Origin of the sequence: Saccharopolyspora hirsuta (assembly GCF_008630535.1) — a bacterium.
Classification (GTDB): Bacteria; Actinomycetota; Actinomycetes; order Mycobacteriales; family Pseudonocardiaceae; genus Saccharopolyspora; species Saccharopolyspora hirsuta.
Genome location: NZ_VWPH01000003.1, coordinates 126,908 through 138,967, shown reverse-complemented (window position 1 = coordinate 138,967; position 12,060 = coordinate 126,908). Strand labels below are relative to the sequence as shown.

Sequence of the window (12,060 nt, the reverse complement as noted above, 5' to 3'; positions counted from 1 at the left end):
AGGTCGGTCACGCTGACGTTAACTCGCCGGGACCGCGCGCAGCAGCCCCGTGTCCGACTCCGGTCAGTGCCACCCGTTGCCGCGTTCCGGTGATCTTGTGACGTACTCGCTGGTCCGACCGGATGACGTTGTTGACTGGTGTTCACCTGGGCGTGATTACCTGCACGGCATGACCGAAACCCGGACCGAGACGCTCGCGCTCACCGACGGCACCGAGCTGCGGCTCACCGTTGCCGAACCGGACAACGTGGTGCGCGGCGGGCTCGTCTTCCTGCACGAGGCCCGCGGGGTCACCGACCGGGTGCGCAAGCTGAGCAGCGCCCTGGCGGAGGAGGGCTGGCTCACCGTCGCCCCGCACCTGTACCGCGGCGACGACCCCGGCCAGGTCCGGCGGCTGTCCGGCGAATCGATCCTGGCCGACACCGATGCGTCCTTCCTGTGGCTGTCCGACCAGGGCGTGCCCACCGACCGGCAGGGCGTGATCGGCTTCGACATCGGCGGCACCGCGGCGCTGGTGGTGGCCGCGAGCCGCACCCTCGGCGCGGCGGTCAGCGTCGGCGGGCGGGGCATCCTCGACCCGCTGTCGGCCGAGCTGCCGCCGCTGGTGGAGATCGCGGGCGAGCTCTCCTGCCCGTGGCTCGGCCTGTACGGCGACGACGAGGGCGTGGACGCGGGCGAGGTGGACAAGCTCCGGGAGGTCGCGGACACGGCGTCGGCGGTGACCGACGTGGTCCGCTACCCGGGCGCGGGCCACCGCTTCGACCGCGACCCGGATGCGGCGGCCGAGGCCTGGCGCCGCGCCCGCAACTGGCTCGACCACCACCTCCGCTGACCCACCTGCGGACGACCGCCCGCGATTTCAGTGAGGTTTTTCCACCCTCGTTCTGCGTGGCGGTGCCGGTGGCGGAACCTCAGTGCCCGCCTGGCTGTGGGTGCCCTGACTTGTGCATGTCCATACGCGGCGTCAGGGCCGTCCTCGCCAGGCGAACGCTGAGAACCCGCGGCGGTGCCGGTTGCGAGGGTGGGTTATGCGCCTGCGGCGCATGCGACACCTTGCGATCGGTGCCGGTCGCCCTTCGCGGCTGCGGTCCACGGGCAGGATGAACAATTTCAATGGAAATCGGACCTCTGATTTCCATTGAAATCGCGCGATCTCCGGACGGGCGATGGGAGCGCGCCCCGGAAACGAGCAGCTCACAGGGGTGGCTGGGTGGGGGTGCGGTGTTTTAGAAAGAGCGCATGACCTCGCGCACCGAACCCGCCTCGAACCCCGAAGTGCTGTGGCAGCCGAGCGACGAGCGCGTGGCCGCCAGCCGGATGGCCGCGTTCCGCGACTGGCTGCGCGCCGAGCGCGATCTCGACCTGCCCGACTACCGGGCGCTGTGGGAGTGGTCGGTGTCCGACCTGCGCGGCTTCTGGGCCGCGATCGCGGACTTCTTCGACGTCCGCTTCCACCACCCCGCAGACCGGGTGCTGACCGCCGAGGTGATGCCGGGCGCGGAGTGGTTCCCCGGCGCGACGCTGAACTACGCGGAGCACGCCCTGCGCGAGGGCGCGGGCAAGGGAGACGAGGACCTCGCGGTGATCTTCGCCCGCGAGGACGGCCGCACCGAGGAGATCACCTACGGCGAGCTGCGGGCCCGCGTGGCGGCGGCCCGCGCGGCGCTGGTGGACCTGGGCGTGCGGACCGGCGACCGGGTCGCCGCGCTGGCGCCGAACTGCCCCGAGACGCTGGTGGCGTTCCTCGCCGCGGCCAGCCTCGGCGCCACCTGGTCGTCGTGCTCGCCGGACTTCGGCGCGCGGGCGGTGGCGGACCGGTTCGTGCAGATCGAGCCGAAGGTGCTGATCGCGGTCGACGGCTACCACTACGGCGGCCGCTCCTTCGACGTCCGTCCCACGGTGGACCGGCTGCGCGGGGCGATGCCGGGCCTGACCGCGACGGTGCTGGTCGACTACGTCGGCGGCGGGTCGCTGGAGGGCGCGCTCAGCTGGGACGACCTGCTCGCGCAGCACCGCGGCGCACCGCTGGAGTTCGACGCGGTGCCGTTCGACCACCCGCTGTGGGTGCTGTACTCCTCGGGCACCACCGGCCTGCCCAAGGGCATCGTGCACGGCCACGGCGGCATGGTCCTGGAGCACCTGAAGGCCATCGGGCTGCACTGCGACCTCGGTCCCGGCGACCGGTTCTTCTGGTTCACCACGACCGGCTGGATGATGTGGAACTTCCTGGTCGGCGGCCTGCTGAACGGCACCGCGGTGGTGCTGTTCGACGGCAGCCCCGGCTACCCGTCGCTGTCGGTGCTGTGGGAGCTGGCGGCCCGGAGCCGGGTCAGCTTCTTCGGCACCTCGGCCCCGTTCATCCAGAGCTGCCTCAAGCACGGCCTGCGCCCGAAGGACGACTTCGACCTCTCGGCGCTGCGCGCGGTCGGCTCCACCGGCGCGCCGCTGAGCACCGACGGCTTCCGCTGGGTGGCCGACGCGATCGACGCGGACGTGCAGATCGCCAGCGTCTCCGGCGGCACCGACGTGTGCACCGCGTTCGTGGGCTCGTCCCCGGACGTCCCGGTGTGGCTGGGCGAGATCTCCTGCCCGATGCTCGGCGCCGCGGTGGCCTCCTACGACGAGCGCGGCGCGGAGCTGCACGAGGAGGTCGGCGAGCTGGTGCTGACCAAGCCGATGCCGACCATGCCGGTGCTCTTCTGGAACGACCCGGACGGCTCGCGGCTGCGCGAGGCCTACTTCGACGCGTTCCCCGGCGTCTGGCGGCACGGCGACTGGGTGCGGCTGACCGGCCGCGGCTCGGTGGTGATCTACGGCCGCAGCGACTCGACGCTCAACCGCGGCGGCGTCCGGATGGGCACCGCGGAGTTCTACCGGGTGGTGGAGGGCTTCGAGCAGATCGTCGACTCGCTGGTGATCGACACCTCCGGCGCCGGGGAGACCGACGGCGAGCTCCTGTGCTTCCTGGTCCTCGCCGAGGACGCATCGCTGGCCGACGTCCAGCCCGCGCTCGAGGCCGCGCTGCGCAGCGAGCTCTCACCCCGCCACGTGCCGAACCGCTTCATCGTCGTGGACGAGGTGCCGCGCACCCTGAACGGCAAGAAGCTGGAGGTGCCGGTGAAGAAGATCCTCGCGGGCACCCCGCCGGACCGCGCGGTCAGCCGCGACGCCCTGCAGAACCCGGCGGCCCTGGACCCGTTCGTGCAGCTCAGCGAGCACCTGAGGGGCTGATCGCGGCTCAAGTGGACCCCCCTTGCAAAGGGGTTGAACGGGGCGTGTAGTCTTTTCTCCGGTGGCCGCGAAGGACGCCGGGAGGCTTCGCCTAGTCTGGTCTATGGCGCCGCACTGCTAATGCGGTTGGGGGTTACGCCCCCTCCCGGGTTCAAATCCCGGAGCCTCCGCAGCGGTTCCCGCCGTAAGGTGGGGGCCCACAATTGAACAAGCGCCCGTAGCTCAACGGATAGAGCATCTGACTACGGATCAGAAGGTTTGGGGTTCGAATCCCTACGGGCGCGCGTCTGGTCGAGACAGCTGGAAACCCCCTCACGCAGGGGGTTTCCTGCTTTTTTGGGTTGTGGTCGGAAACGTGCTGCTCCTCACATGGGGAAGCGGGCCTCTCGCTCGCGGCGGGAGGCCCGCTTTGTTCATCGGGCTGCCTCAGACCGTGCGGACGCAGGAGCACTGGCTTGTTGCGAGGGTGCCTTCTGCCGCTTCCGCGTCTTCTTGGGTTTCGGGCCTGGCGGCCGTCACCGTGACGAGGTCGCGGTTCTCGGTCTTGTGGGCCGCTGCGGCTCCGGGCTTCGCGGTGCGGTCGGCGGTCTTGCGGGCCTCGGCCTTCTCGTCGCTCGGCCAGACCGTCAGGGCTGTGGTTGCTCCGATCACGGCCAGGGTTGCGAGGACGAGCCAGGTGGTCGTGAAGTCCGCTTGGGTGGCTACCCAGCCTGCGATCGGGTAGGTGATCAGCCAGGCCAGGTGGGAGAGGGAGAACTGGGCGGCGAAGACCTCCGGGATTCCGGCGGGGGCGACCGCTCGGCGGAGCACCCGGCCGGTCGGCGTGATGATCAGCGCCATGCCGCCGCCGACCGCCACCCAGATCACCCCGGTAGGCAGCGCCGCCGCGAGGCCCGTCGCGGACATCGCGACCGCCGCGCCGATCGCGAGCAGCAGCACCGCGGCGCCGGTGAGCATCGCGGAGCGGTCCGCCACCCGGTCCAGGACTCGCGGCAGGACGAGCGCCACCAGCAGCGTTCCCGTGCCGGAGGCGGCGAGCGTCCAGGCCACGTCGGACTGGGTGCCGCCGAGGACGTCGCGGACGTAGTTCACGGTGTTGACGACCACGATGGAGCCGACGGCCGCGACCACCAGGTTCAGCGCCATGACACCGCGCAGGCTCGACGTGGTCGCGAAGGTGCGGATGCCCGACACCGCCCGGTCCCAGGCGTTCGCGCGGGCGCTGGGGCGCGCATCGGGGATGCGGGTGGACAGGACCAGCAGCGCGGACACCGCGAACCCGGCGGACGTGCCGAGGAACAGCAGGTTGAACGACATGAAGGTGAGCGCCACCGCCGCCAGCACCGGGCTCAGCAGGCTCTCCATGGTCGAGGCGACCTGTGACGCGGACAGGGCGCGGGTGTAGTCGGCCTCCCCGGTCACGATGTCGGGGATGACCGCCTGGAACGTCGGGGTGAACGCCGCCGACGCGGTCTGCAGGACCCCGATCAGCACGTAGATCTGCCACACCTCGGTGACGAACGGCAGCGCGATCACCACCAGGGCGCGGACCACGTCGAGGATTGTGAGGAACCAGCGCCTGGGCAGGCGGTCGACGTACGCGGCCGCGAGCGGGGCGACGACCACGTACGCCACCATCTTGATCGTCAGCGCGGTCGCCAGCACCGCTCCGGCGCGCGGTCCGGCGAGCTCGTACGCGAGCAGGCCCAGCGCGACGGTGGCCAGGCCGGTGCCGAACAGCGCGATGACCTGAGCGCTGAACAGCCGCCGGTAGTCGCGAATCGCGAACAGCCCCATGCCCGTCTCCTCCCGCGCACCGCAGTCACCGTCGAGCACTGCGGTTCATATACCCATAGGGGGTATCGCTCCCGGGAGGGTTATATACCCCATAGGGGTATCAGTCAAGGGTGCTGGGCGGAGGGGTGCGGAAAATCAGTGGATCTGCACGGCTGTGCGTCACTACTCTGCTGCCGGGCCGAGTTGTCTAGCTGAGGGCGTGGCCGTTGTACATCAAGTGAGACCTCCCGAGCGCTGATTCGTCGCGCGTCGCGCATCTGCGCCGCGCTTCTTCTTGCTGCGGATTTCTCACTGGAACAGGTGTACTTCTGTGCTCATCAACTGGATGGTCGTGCCCACCTGCCTGCCGCTCGTTCGTCGTCGCTGCCACGCGTGCGAATCCGAGCGGTTCCGGGCCAACGGCAAATTTCGCGTCAACGCCAACCACAAGCTCCTCGACGCCTGGCTCCTCGTGCTGTGCGAGGGGTGCGGGGACACCGCGAAGCTCACGGTCCTGGAGCGGGCGCACGTGCGCTCCGTGCGACCCGAGCTCCTGGACCGGCTGCACGACAACGATCCCGACCTGGCGGCCGAGCTGCTTCAGGATCCGGTCGTGCAGCGGCGCAACCGCGTCGCCCTGGACTGGAAGGGTGCCTGGCGGCTGGAGACCGGCGGATCGGAGCGGCCGGCGGACGAGGCGATCGACGTCGCGGTCCGCTTCGCGGCGCGGATCCCCGTCCGGCCGGTGCGGCTGATCGCGGACGGTTTCGGCTTCTCGCGAGCCGAGGTCGAGCGGCTGATCGACGAGGGGAGTCTCGTCTCGGCGGTCCGGTTGAGCGGCAAGCTCTCCGGCGGCTTCACCTTCCTGCTCAAACCATGAGCGGTGGGGCCTGTCCGGCGTGCGCCGGACAGGCCCTCAGTCGTCCGCGGACCAGGACGGATCGCGCCCGATGAAGGCCATCAGCGCGTCCTGCGCGGAGGCGTCGTCGGAGACCGGCACGGCCGGGCCGAACTGCCCGCTGTCGCGCAGCACCTGCTCCATCGGCTTCATCGCCGCCAGCGCGGCGCGGCAGCGCTCCTCGCCCAGGTCGGGCTCGCGGCCGAGCGCCTTGGCGAGATCCCAGGTGTGCATCCAGACGTCGGCCGTGTAGAACTGGTCGATCGCCTCGTCCACCGGTTTGTCGCCGGTGTGCGGGTTGCTGAGCACCCGCCCGGCGGGGTCGTCGAGGATCGCCTGGACGTCGGTGACGTGCTGCTTCCAGGCGGCGACCGGATCAGCCGCCACGTCCAGGGCGGGGAGCTCGATCCCGGCGCCCCTCAGGAAGCCGCGGGACCACTCGACCAGGTGTTTCACGATGTCGAGTGCCGTCCACCCGGTGACCGGGCTGGGCCGCGACCAGTCGTCGGCCGCGTCCACCAGTTCGGTGAACCGGGCGGCGTCGTGCGCGTGCTGCTGGGCGCGGGACGTCATCTCAGGAGTCTTTCGCGAGCAGTTCGTCGAGCTTGTCGTAGCCCTCGTTGACCCCGGTGTCCATGCCGCTGGCCATGATGCCGTCGCGGGTCTCGAAGTCCCCCACCACGCTCAGCGTCCGCAGCCGGGTGCGGCCGCCTTCGAGCGCCTCGAAGGTCAGCGTCTCCAGCGCGACCACGTCGGGGTGGCCCTCGTAGGTGAAGGTCCACACGATCCGCTCGTTCGGCCGCACCTCGTGGAAGCTGCCGTAGAACGTGGCGATCTCCTCGCCGTCGCGGTCGTTGGCGAAGGCCCACTCGCCGCCGGTGCGGGCGTCCCACCGCGTGATCCGCGTGGACAGCGACCGCGGGCCGACCCACTGCGCGTAGAGCTCGGGGTCGACGTGGGCGCGGAACACCCGCTCGGGGGCCGCGTCGAACTCCCGGACGATCTCGATCGTCGGGACCTTCTCGTCGGCCTCGATCCGGGTCTCGTGCTCGCTCATGATGCGTCCTTCCTCCGGTCCGGTTCCCGGTCCTCGTCCATCCGGTCCAGCAGGGCGTCGAGGCGCTGGTAGCGCTCCTCGGCTTCCCGCCGGTACCGCTCGATCCACTTCGACATCAGGTCGAACACCTCCGCGTCCAGGTGCACCGGCCGACGCTGCGCGTCCTTGCTGCGGGTCACCAGACCGGCGTCCTCGAGCACCTTCACGTGCTTGGAGATCGCCTGGAGGCTCATGTCGTAGGGCTCGGCCAGCTCGCCGACGGTCGCGTCCGCCCCGGCCAGCCGGGCCACCAGCTCGCGCCGGGTCGGGTCGGCCAAGGCCGCGAACGCCCGGTTGAGCCGCTCCGTGCTCTCGTTCACCGCTATTCCTCAACTAGTCGGTTGAATACCAAGCTAGACCGGGTTCCGAGCCGTTGTCAACCAGATGGTTGAGAAAGGGTCTCGCGGGTGGACGCGGATCACGGATCACCCGTCGGGGGCGGGAAATCCTCCTGGCGAGGACATCGGGCCGGGGGTCTGGTGGCCGATGGAGAGGGCGTGATCGTCCGGGTGGGGCCGGGCGGTCGCCGGCATCGGCACTTCCCGGGAAAGGACCTCGAACGATGATTCTTCGACGTGCTCTGGCGTGGGCCTTCGCGCTGCTGTCCATCGCGGCGCTGGCCGGGATCGCACCGGCGGCGACGGCGGCGGAGTCCCGCGCGGCCGTCCCGTCCGGCGTCTACCAGATCGGGTTCGGCGCGAGCTCGTTCGGCGAGGTGCTGACCGAGGGCGCTGCGGAGCCCGGGGCGCCCGCGCTGCTGCTGCCCCGCGGCGAGGGCAGCCAGGACTGGCGGATCACGCCGAACGGCAGGGGCTACACCATCCGGAACGTGAAGTCCGGCCTCTACCTCGGCGTCGAGAGCGAGCCGCGGCAGCACCGGTTCGCCGTCGCCTCGGCCACGCCCTACACCTGGGACCTCGCGCCCTCGTCGCAGTTCGACCGGGTGCGCATCGCCAGCTACAGCCCGGAGGGCGAGTTCCGCCTCGACGTCTCGCCGGTGCTGATCTTCCCGCCGCGGGTCGACGTCCAGCACGCCCGACAGGGCATCGGCCAGGACTGGCAGCTGACCCGGGTCGGCTGACCCCGAGAGCTGTCGGAGAGCGCCCGGTCGGAACCCCGGCCGGGCGCTCTCGCGTGCGTGGCCCAGAACCACCCCGTTCTAGAGTGCGCGAATGACCGCGCTCCCGAAGGCTCCTGCTCTCGTCCGCACGTGGTTCGGCGATGCCCGCGCGTGGGACTCCCTCCTGCTGGAGGTCCGGACGCCCAGCGCCGAGGGGTTCGTGGCGAACATCGTTCCGGTGGACGACCTGGCGTTCGAGGGTTTGAGCGCCGCAGAGCTGGTGGCGCGGCAGGAGGGCGGGACGGCGGTTTCCTTCCTCGCGGACGAGCGGACCCTCACCGACGCCGAACGTCCGGTCCTGGCCGTCCGGGTGCTGCGTCGCAGCCACGTCGACGAGCAGCCGTTCCGAGTGGTGCCCGCTGCGCTGTGGAGCGTGGAGAACAACATCAGCACGGGGAACATGGACTGGGCGGACTTCACGCGCTCGGCGGACGACGGCGGTGTCTTCCGGGGCTTCTGAAGGCTGCTGGGAACTTCCGCCGGACCGGTTCCGAGGGGCTGCGGGCGGCGGGGGCAGAATGCCTGTCGGTTGACCGCGACGGGGAGGTTCTCGATGGCCAGTGGCGACGACATGGACCGCGCGATCCGCGCGCTGCGCACGGGTGCGGCGCTGCCCGCGGAGTCCTGCGGGCTGCTCGCCGACCTCATCGAAGCCCACGTCGACGCCGAGGTCGGCACCGCTCCGCCCAAGGGCTGGCTGATCGCCGACATGGCCGCGCTCGACCTGGCCCGCGCCGCGCTGGACGGCCGCAGCGCGGCGCCCGACGACCTGAAGCGCATCGTCGCGGCGCTGCGCGAGGGGATGCCGCTCCAGCCGGAGCTGTCGCCGAAACTGGCTGCGCTGCTGGAGAAGCACCAGCTGCTGGAGTGGCCGGAGGAGACCTCGGAGGCGTGGCAGAGCGTCCGCGACGGCGCGCAGGCCGTCGCCGCCGCCGTCGTGCAGTCGATGGGGTGAGGCGGCATCACACCGGCTGGAGCGCGGGTTTCTTGATGGCGGTGGCCAGCAGGGCGCCCATCGCGCACAGGACCGCCGCGCTGATCCACACCGCGTCGTAGGAGCCCATGACGTCGCGCGCCACGCCGCCGCCGAGCGCGACCAGACCGGCGCCCACCTGGTGGGCCGTGCTCACCCAGCCGAAGACGATCGCGCCGCCCGCGCCGAAGACCTCGCGGCACAGGGCGATCGTCGGCGGGACCGTCGCGACGTCGAGCAGGCCGAACAGGACCGCGAAGGCGACCATGCCGGGCTGCACCGCCGGCGCCAGCAGCGACGGCAGGAACAGCAGGGACACCCCGCGCAGGCCGTAGTAGGCGGCCAGCAGCAGGCGGGGGCTGAAGCGGTCGGTGAGCCAGCCGGACGCGATGGTGCCGACCACGTTGACCACGCCGATGATCGCCAGCACCGAAGCGGCGATGGTCGTCGGCATGCCGTGGTCGTGCGCGGCCGAGGCGAAGTGGGTCCACATGATCCCGTTGGTGGAGGCGCCGCAGATCGCGAAAGTGCCCGCCAGCAGCCAGAACGGGCCGGTCCGCGCCGAGTCGAGCAGCAGCCGGAGCGCGCGCCGGGCCGCGCCGGGTTCGGGGTGCGGCTTCGGCTCGAAGGCCGTCGCGCCGTACGGGCGCAGGCCGAGGTCGGCGGGGTGGTCGCGGAACACCGACCAGGTCAGCGGTGCCGCGGCCAGCGCGAGCAGGGCGAGGCCGACGGTCGCCGAGCGCCACGCGAAGTGGTCGATCACCCAGGACATCACCGGCAGGAACGCGAACTGGCCGAAGACGCTCGCGGCGGTCAGGAACCCGGTCACCAGGCCGCGCCGGGCCGCGAACCAGCGGTGCGTCACGGTCGCCGCGAACGTCATCGCCAGCGCGCCGCACCCGATCCCGACCAGCACGCCCCAGCCCGCGACCAGCTGCCAGGACGCGGACACGGCGGTGGTCGCCCCGGCCCCGGCGGCGATCAGCAGCAGCGCGCCCACCGCCACCCGCCGGATGCCGAAGCGGTCCACCAGCGCGGCGGAGAACGGCGCGGTCAGCCCGTACAGCACCATGTTCACCGACACCGCGACCCCGATGGTGGCGCGCGACCAGCCGAACTCGCGGTGCAGCGGGGTGACCAGCAGGCCCGCCGCGGTGGCGCAGGCCCCCGCGGCGACGACGACCAGAGCGGTGACGGCGGCGACCCACCAGGCGCGGTGCACTTCGATCCTCATGACCACCGACCCTGCGCTTCTCGGCACCCGAGAACGAGTGGCCTGATGGCCAACATGTGCAAGAATCGGGCCATGTCGAGTCGCATCGTCGCACTGGTCCGGCACGGCGTCATGCCGATGGAGCTGGGATTGGTGCACCAGCTGTTCGGTCGTGCGTGCACGCCCGCCGGGGAGCCGCTGTACGAGGTCATCACCTGCGCCCTCGAGCCCGGGGAGGTGCGCACCGACGCGGACTTCCCGATCCACGTCGCGCACGGACCGGAGGCGCTGGCCACCGCCGACACCGTGATCGTGCTGGCCACCCACGAGTACGACGAGACCGAGACCGAGGGGCGGCTCGGCCCGGAGCTGGCCGCCGCGCTGGCCCGGATCCGGCCGGGCACGCGCATCGCCTCGATCTGCACCGGGGCCTTCGTGCTGGCCGCCGCGGGCATGCTGGACGGGCGGCGGGCGACGACGCACTGGATCTCCGCCGACCGCTTCCGCGCGTTCTTCCCGGAGGTGCAGCTGGACCCCGACGTGCTCTACACCGACGACGGCGACGTGCTCACCTCCGCCGGGGAGGCCTCCGGGATCGACCTGTGCCTGCACATGATCCGGTCCGACCACGGGGCGGCGGTCGCCAACGAGGTCGCGCGGATGACCGTCGTGCCGCCGCACCGCGACGGCGGCCAGGCCCAGTACATCCGGCGGCCGGTGCCGGAACCGCAGGTCTCGTCCACCCGGCGGGCCCGCACCTGGGCGCTGGAGCACCTGGACCGGCCGCTGTCGCTGCGCGAGCTGGCCGCTCAGGAGTCGATGAGCGTGCGGACCTTCACCCGGCGGTTCCGCGACGAGGTCGGGATCTCGCCGCTGCAGTGGCTCACCCAGCAGCGCATCGAGCGCGCTCGCCAGCTGCTGGAGGAGACCGACCTGCCGGTGGAGCGGATCGCCGCCGAAGCCGGGTTCGGCACCGCGGCTTCGCTGCGCCAGCACCTGCAGGTCGCGCTCGGGGTGTCGCCCAGTGCTTATCGCAGCACTTTCCGCGGCAGCGATGTCCTGGCGGTGAGCTGAGCATGGGACGAGAGCAGTGGGCAGCGGTCGACGACTACCTGGGTGAGCGGCACGCGCCGGAGGACCCGGTGCTGATCGCCGCGCGGCGCGCTGCCGACGAGGCCGGGCTCCCGCACGTCGCGGTTTCCCCGCTGCAGGGCAAGTTCCTGCAGGTCCTGGCCCGGACGGTGCAGGCCCGCCGCATCCTCGAAGTCGGCACGCTGGCCGGGTACAGCACGATCTGGCTCGGTCGGGCGCTGCCGCCGGGCGGTCGGCTGGTCACCCTCGAGCACGACCCGGCGCGCGCGGAGATCGCCCGCGCCAACCTGTCCCGCGCCGGGCTCGACGACGTCGTGGAGGTGCGCGTCGGGGCGGCGCTGGACACCCTGCCGGAGCTGGTCGGGGAGACCTTCGACCTGACCTTCGTCGACGCCGACCGGCCCAACCTCCCCGAGTACTTCCGGTGGGCGCTGGAGCTCACCAGGCCGGGCGGGCTGGTGGTCGTGGACAACGTGGTGCGCCGCGGTGCGGTGCTCGACGAGACCGACCAGGACCCGGAACTGGTGGGCGTGCGCCGGTTCCACGAGCTGCTGGCCGCCGAACCGCGCGCGGCGGCGACCGCGATCCAGACCGTCGGGGCGAAGGGGCACGACGGGTTCACCCTTGCCCTGGTGCTGTCCGAGGGGGAATGATTCGCCTC

13 protein-coding genes and 2 tRNA genes are annotated in these 12,060 nt (G+C 71.6%); 10 read left to right on the top strand and 5 right to left on the bottom strand.

Annotation, left to right across the window (positions count from 1 at the left end):
- The first annotated feature begins 169 nt into the window (after positions 1-169).
- From F1721_RS06790 to F1721_RS06775, 4 genes are all read left to right on the top strand, one after another.
- Positions 170-832, top strand: coding sequence for a dienelactone hydrolase family protein (locus tag F1721_RS06790; RefSeq protein ID WP_150065705.1), 663 nt, complete (start codon positions 170-172; stop codon positions 830-832).
- A 407-nt stretch (positions 833-1,239) separates the two neighbouring features.
- On the top strand, positions 1,240-3,231 hold the full coding sequence (locus F1721_RS06785; protein WP_150065704.1) for an acetoacetate--CoA ligase: 1,992 nt from the start codon (positions 1,240-1,242) through the stop codon (positions 3,229-3,231).
- Positions 3,232-3,311: 80 nt separating this feature from the next.
- Positions 3,312-3,401 (top strand) — tRNA-Ser (locus F1721_RS06780).
- A gap of 41 nt (positions 3,402-3,442) precedes the next feature.
- Positions 3,443-3,515: transfer RNA gene (locus F1721_RS06775), tRNA-Arg, on the top strand.
- A gap of 142 nt (positions 3,516-3,657) precedes the next feature.
- On the opposite strand, the gene F1721_RS06770 is transcribed toward F1721_RS06775, so the two are convergent.
- Positions 3,658-5,028, bottom strand: a complete 1,371-nt coding sequence (locus F1721_RS06770) for an MFS transporter (protein ID WP_150065703.1) — start codon at positions 5,026-5,028, stop codon at positions 3,658-3,660.
- A 310-nt stretch (positions 5,029-5,338) separates the two neighbouring features.
- Between F1721_RS06770 and F1721_RS06765 the strand changes: the two genes are divergently transcribed.
- Positions 5,339-5,887 carry a DUF1062 domain-containing protein gene (locus F1721_RS06765; RefSeq protein ID WP_150065702.1) on the top strand — a complete coding sequence of 183 codons (549 nt, stop codon included), beginning with the start codon at positions 5,339-5,341 and terminating at the stop codon, positions 5,885-5,887.
- Between the two features lie 36 nt (positions 5,888-5,923).
- Here the strand turns inward: F1721_RS06765 and F1721_RS06760 are convergent, their stop codons facing one another.
- Genes F1721_RS06760 through F1721_RS06750 form a run of 3 tightly spaced genes read right to left on the bottom strand, consistent with a single transcriptional unit; the run spans position 5,924 to position 7,321 of the window.
- Complete coding sequence (locus tag F1721_RS06760) at positions 5,924-6,478, bottom strand: maleylpyruvate isomerase family mycothiol-dependent enzyme (protein WP_150065701.1); 555 nt, start codon at positions 6,476-6,478, stop codon at positions 5,924-5,926.
- 1 nt (position 6,479) lies between these two features.
- Entirely contained in the window at positions 6,480-6,962 is a 483-nt protein-coding gene (locus tag F1721_RS06755) for an SRPBCC family protein (RefSeq protein WP_150065700.1), read from the bottom strand.
- Positions 6,959-7,321: an ArsR/SmtB family transcription factor gene (locus F1721_RS06750; RefSeq protein WP_150065699.1), complete on the bottom strand. Its 363-nt coding sequence runs from the start codon at positions 7,319-7,321 to the stop codon at positions 6,959-6,961. The genes F1721_RS06755 and F1721_RS06750 overlap by 4 nt, the downstream gene beginning before the upstream one ends.
- Positions 7,322-7,563: 242 nt before the next feature.
- Here F1721_RS06750 and F1721_RS06745 point away from each other — a divergent pair, with 242 nt between their 5' ends.
- The 3 genes from F1721_RS06745 to F1721_RS06735 all read left to right on the top strand — a co-directional run bounded on the left by F1721_RS06745 (position 7,564) and on the right by F1721_RS06735 (position 9,076).
- Positions 7,564-8,082: an RICIN domain-containing protein gene (locus tag F1721_RS06745; RefSeq protein ID WP_150065698.1), complete on the top strand. Its 519-nt coding sequence runs from the start codon at positions 7,564-7,566 to the stop codon at positions 8,080-8,082.
- Positions 8,083-8,173: 91 nt separating this feature from the next.
- The gene (locus tag F1721_RS06740; protein WP_150065697.1) at positions 8,174-8,581 is read left to right on the top strand and encodes a DUF6924 domain-containing protein; all 408 of its coding nucleotides are present in this window, start codon (positions 8,174-8,176) and stop codon (positions 8,579-8,581) included.
- Positions 8,582-8,674: 93 nt separating this feature from the next.
- A complete protein-coding gene (locus F1721_RS06735) occupies positions 8,675-9,076 on the top strand; it encodes a hypothetical protein (RefSeq protein WP_150065696.1) in 402 nt (133 codons plus the stop codon).
- A gap of 7 nt (positions 9,077-9,083) precedes the next feature.
- Here F1721_RS06735 and F1721_RS06730 read toward each other — a convergent pair whose 3' ends face one another.
- Positions 9,084-10,328, bottom strand: a complete 1,245-nt coding sequence (locus F1721_RS06730) for an MFS transporter (RefSeq protein WP_150065695.1) — start codon at positions 10,326-10,328, stop codon at positions 9,084-9,086.
- 45 nt (positions 10,329-10,373) lie between these two features.
- Between F1721_RS06730 and F1721_RS06725 the strand changes: the two genes are divergently transcribed.
- Positions 10,374-11,381 carry a GlxA family transcriptional regulator gene (locus tag F1721_RS06725; protein WP_150065694.1) on the top strand — a complete coding sequence of 336 codons (1,008 nt, stop codon included), beginning with the start codon at positions 10,374-10,376 and terminating at the stop codon, positions 11,379-11,381.
- A 2-nt stretch (positions 11,382-11,383) separates the two neighbouring features.
- Entirely contained in the window at positions 11,384-12,052 is a 669-nt protein-coding gene (locus F1721_RS06720) for an O-methyltransferase (protein ID WP_150065693.1), read from the top strand.
- The last annotated feature ends 8 nt before the right edge of the window (positions 12,053-12,060 follow it).